This is a genomic window from Acidovorax sp. KNOB132 (assembly GCF_057541515.1).
The window spans coordinates 1-4,540 of sequence record NZ_BAAJYT010000276.1 but is presented as its reverse complement, the minus strand read 5'-3'; the positions used below and the strand labels follow the sequence as shown (position 1 = coordinate 4,540).

4 protein-coding genes and 2 pseudogenes are annotated in these 4,540 nt (G+C 56.7%); 2 read left to right on the top strand and 4 right to left on the bottom strand.

Annotated features, from left to right (window positions below):
• Positions 1-329 (top strand): phosphorylase family protein (locus AC27IO_RS20855; RefSeq protein ID WP_498740551.1); only part of this gene is annotated, 329 nt, incomplete at its 5' end.
• 118 nt (positions 330-447) lie between these two features.
• Here AC27IO_RS20855 and AC27IO_RS20850 read toward each other — a convergent pair.
• Positions 448-1,554 (bottom strand): aromatic ring-hydroxylating oxygenase subunit alpha, encoded by a 1,107-nt coding sequence (locus tag AC27IO_RS20850; RefSeq protein WP_498740550.1) that lies wholly within the window; start codon positions 1,552-1,554, stop codon positions 448-450.
• A gap of 381 nt (positions 1,555-1,935) precedes the next feature.
• Here AC27IO_RS20850 and AC27IO_RS20845 point away from each other — a divergent pair, with 381 nt between their 5' ends.
• Positions 1,936-2,364 carry a hypothetical protein gene (locus AC27IO_RS20845; protein ID WP_498740549.1) on the top strand — a complete coding sequence of 143 codons (429 nt, stop codon included), beginning with the start codon at positions 1,936-1,938 and terminating at the stop codon, positions 2,362-2,364.
• A 286-nt stretch (positions 2,365-2,650) separates the two neighbouring features.
• On the opposite strand, the gene AC27IO_RS20840 is transcribed toward AC27IO_RS20845, so the two are convergent.
• The 3 genes and pseudogenes from AC27IO_RS20840 to AC27IO_RS20830 all read right to left on the bottom strand — a co-directional run.
• Complete coding sequence (locus AC27IO_RS20840; RefSeq protein ID WP_498740548.1) at positions 2,651-2,878, bottom strand: hypothetical protein; 228 nt, start codon at positions 2,876-2,878, stop codon at positions 2,651-2,653.
• Between the two features lie 282 nt (positions 2,879-3,160).
• Positions 3,161-4,148, bottom strand: a pseudogene (gene corA, locus AC27IO_RS20835) (magnesium/cobalt transporter CorA).
• A 233-nt stretch (positions 4,149-4,381) separates the two neighbouring features.
• Positions 4,382-4,540 (bottom strand): annotated as a pseudogene (locus AC27IO_RS20830) (uracil-DNA glycosylase family protein); the annotation flags it as partial.

Genomic DNA, 4,540 nt, shown 5'->3' with positions numbered 1-4,540 from the left:
GGACGGCGCCGGACTGCCCCCCGCCCCTGCGCGCGCCGCGCGTGCACCGGGGCCTGATCGCCAGCGGCGACCGCTTCGTGTCGACCGTGCAGGAATCGCAGGCGCTGCGCGACGCGTTCACCGCCGCCGGCCATGCGGTGCTGGCGGTGGAGATGGAGGGCGCCGCCGTGGCCCAGGTCTGCAGCGACTACGGCGTGCCCTTCGCCGCCGTGCGCACCGTCTCCGACCGCGCGGACGACGCCGCGCACGTGGACTTCCCCCGCTTCGTGCAGGCCGTGGCCAGCCGGTATGCCGATGGCATCATCGGGCGATTTCTAGATGTGCTATAAAAATAGTAGCTGCATGCCCTAGTGGTCATTACGCTGGAGGGCCGTTTGGCTTTTGGGTGGTTTTCGGAAAGGGAAGCGTTCGTCTCGGCAGGTGTTGTGGACCTGCCGCCTTGGGGTTTTATCGATCCATCCATTGGCGATAGATTTCCTGGAAGCGTCGAACGAGGCGCTCGCCGGGTTGCAGAACGCCCTTCATGCGTGAGGGCCTGGACGACAGCCCGCGTTGCACTGCCTCACAGATGGCTTGGTCTTCCGCAAAGAGCTTTTCCGCGTAGGCGGTGTGCCAAGGACCCACGATTTCCAGCATCGCCATTTCAGCCCGAGTGAGGTCAGGAACGTCAAAGCTGAAGAGGCGGGCGAACATCCTGCAACTGCCAGTGCCTGTCGGCTGGTAATCCATGATGGCAAGCTGCTGGTTGTCGGTGTATCCAATGGTCGTGGCAGGAAAGATCACGTGATGCCGATAGCCATCCGGGTACGGAACCGGCACCCGTTTGAAGATTTCATTCACCCGAGCATCACGCGGGCGCTCGTAGCGCTTGGGATTGAGCCGGGTGGTGTAGGAGATGGTGTTGTCAGCGTCGGGGTCGCTGTCCACCTGAAGGGGCTTTTGCACGTCGGCCGCAAAAGTATCCGCGTGCACGGAGAAGGCGTGCTCGAATTCCACAGTGTTTTGCAGCACGACTTTCCAGTTGGCTGCGATGTCTTGCACCCTCTTCGGTTTCTCTGCTCCTATCGCCCGAGACATCTGGTCCAGGGCGGGCAGAGTGGCGCCCAGAAATTCGTCCAGGCGCTGTCGAGGCTCCGCGCTCACGAAAATGAACTCGCCAAGGGTTTCCACCTGCCAAGTCTCTAGCCGCAGGTCTGCCGTCTGATAGCACGCCAACGCCTCGTTGTGTCGATGGGGCACGCCAATCGCCATTCCGTCGCCGTTGTAAGTCCAAAGATGGTAGGGACAGCGGATTGGGCCATGGCCGCTGGGCTTCTCGAAGAATGCGGAGAAGCGATGGGGGCATACATTGGCGTAGGCCACGATGCGGCCTTCATGGCGATGAATCACCAAATCAGTCGCTCCAATGAGCCGCTTGACGTAGTCCAGTTCGTTCGGAATATCGCGGGTCAATGCGGCCAAATGCCATGCCTGCCGAAAAATATACTTTTTCTCCAAAGCAAGCACGTCTGGGTTTGTGTAGTCAGCTGGATCGATAAGATGGTTCTCGGGCATGATCAATCCTACTTGAACACCGCAGCGAAAAAAAGCATTGCATTTGACCTAGGATAAAAATTCTTCAGGAAAATTGATCCCGGTCATTTTTGCCTGGTAAAAAATAGTTGGTGAAGATATCGCTGCACTATTTTTATGCTGAGTTCGTGGTGTGAAGAGAATTGAATTATTTGCGAAAATTATGCAAATAAGAAATCAAAAAATTCTCTGAAAAGTAAATCAACTGAAGCATACGAGGAAAATTGTGTGCTTCAGCTGATCACTGGTGATAATTAACTTAGAATATCCCAGGTGAGGGCAATCACTCCTGCGTTTGCAGAGGTTGCAACCCACAGCCCAAGACCTTTGGGAATGTATAACGGTTTGGGAATGAATATTTGAGTGTTGGATCCTGTTGTGGTATTTCCGTTTCCACTGAATATTATTGACTTGGATGTATCTGAAATTCCCGATGGAGCACTGGTTGCCGCGAGTAGATTGACGGTGCCATTTTGCGGATTGCAAAAGCAAGTTCGGATCACAATTCCATTGGTATTCGCAGAAGGAGCTACCAATTGCGCCACGCCTTTAGGGGCAATGGTTGCAAAATTCTTTCCTATGGGGACAGCATTCATAGTTGCCTTCGTGAAATGGTGTTTTCTATTCAATAAACATCACGATAATAAATCCCAAGTAAGTGCGATGGCTCCTGGTCCTGAGTTTGCCACCCAAAGCCCCATTCCCGCAGGGATATACAGTGGGTACGGCATTACCACTTCGCTATTTGAGCCGGCCGCCGAGTTTCCGTTGCCGGAAAAAATGATTGGCTGACTAACATCCCCTATTCCAGTAGGCGCCACTGTACCAGCAACCAGATTTACAGTTCCGGTGACGGGGTTAATGTAGCCTGTCCGAATTATTGCACCACTTGTATTGGAGGCTACAGAAAAAACCAGAACAACTCCAGGGGAGCTGGAATTTAAAAACCGCTTTCCAATTGGCTCTGCATCCATTTATGACTCCTAAAGAATTTGACGCCGAAATGGCGGCAAGTAGTCAATGCTGTGTTGTTTTTGTTCGTCTGTCAAATATTTAATTTATATTCAGCATCCTGCAATCATTGGAGGAGATTTTTAAGGCGATACCAGGAAGGACTGGCCGCACCGACAGATAACGCATCTTGGTTAGTGAGGAGCGATATGGCCTTGAACCAACCACCGTCTGCTTGTGCCCATTGAACAACAAGACCAGTACAGACTTTTTTCTCAATCCGAAACAATTGGTACTTTACGCAGCGCTGGTTGCAAGCGGTGGAGGCTGCGTTCACGCACTGCTGGAACACCATGAAGGCTTTTCTGGACTAAGAGTTAACCTAAATCTCGATGCAATCAGTCTATTAGGTCACTTAGCATCGTCCTTCATGAAACGCAATATAGGGTTGCTTGATGCTATAAAAATAATAGCTGCATGCCCTAGTGTTTATTGTGCTTAAGGCCAATTCGACGCAGCACAACAAACGCCTATCAGCGTCGCGCGTCTTCAGTCCAGCAGACGCTGTGGAACCGGCTCCGCCGGGCCACTGGCGTCGTCCCCCCTGGGGGGGAAGCCGCGCAGCGGCTCAGGGGGGTCACTTCAACCAGCCGCGCTTTCGGAAGTACCACATGGGGCCCAGGGCGCTGGCCACCATCAGCGCCAGCGCGTAGGGGTATCCCAGCGACCAGTCCAGCTCGGGCATGAACTTGAAGTTCATGCCGTAGACGCTGGCGATCAGCGTCGGCGGCAGCAGGGCGACGCTGGCCACCGAGAAGATCTTGATGATCTTGTTCTGGTTGATGTTGATGAAGCCGACCGTGGCGTCCATCAGGAAGTTGATCTTGTCGAACAGGAACGCCGTGTGGTTATCGAGCGATTCGATGTCGCGCAGGATCTGGCGCGCCTCCTCGAACTGCTCGGCGTTGAGCATCTTGCTGCGCATCATGAAGCTCACGGCGCGGCGCGTGTCCATCACGTTGCGGCGGATGCGGCCGTTCAGGTCCTCCTGGCGCGCGATGGCGGCCAGCACCTCGCCGGCGCGGGCATCGGTCACGTCGCCGGCCAGCACCTGCACGCTGACCTTCTTCAGGTCGTCGTAGATGCCTTCGAGGGTATCGGCGGAGTATTCGGCGTCGGCGTCGAAGAGCTTGAGCAGCACCTCCTTCGCATCCTCGATCAGGCCCGGCGCACGGCGCGCGCGCATGCGCAGCAGGCGGAAGACGGGCACGTCTTCGTCGTGGATGGAAAAGAGCACGCCCTTGCTCTTGAGCGTGTCGTTGACGAGGTTCAGGATGAAGGCCACGCGCACCGAGCGCGGGTCGTCTTCGTCGTCGATGAGAAAGTCGCTGCGGATGTGCAGCTCGCCGTTGTCTTCTTCATAGAAGCGGGCGGATTCCTCGATGTCCTCGTCCATGGCGTCTTCGGGGATGAAGAGGCCGTAGTGCTGCTTGACCCAGCGTTTTTTCTTCGAGGGTGGGCGACTCCAGGTCGACCCAGATGGGCTGGAACTGCGCCAGCTCTTCCAGGGATTCGATTTCTTCCTGGACGAGCCGGCCGTTGGCGAGCGTGAAAATGTTGAGCATGTGGGCTCACTCCCGGTGTGTGGTGGGCTTTTTCTGCGAGGGATGGGGCGGCTTTCAACCCTCGGCAGGCCGGGAGCTGAAAGCTACCAACTGGGGTAGGTTTCCACGGAGGAATCTCCAAAAATGCAAGCCGCGGATTATGGCATTGCGCTGCGTCAATCCCATGACACCCGCCGAGGGCCGGCGGGGCCTGGCAGCCCGTGCGCGCAGTAGCGGTAAGGCTTTTTTTTCCGTCAGCCCGCCTCGGGCGCGGGGGTGCCCGCCGCCCGCACCGTGGCGAGGGCGCGGCACAGGTCGGCCCAGGCGGCGGCCTTGGCCTCGGGCGCGCGCAGCAGGTAGGCGGGGTCGTAGGTGACGATGGCCGGCGTGCCGCCGGGCAGGGCGTGCAGGCC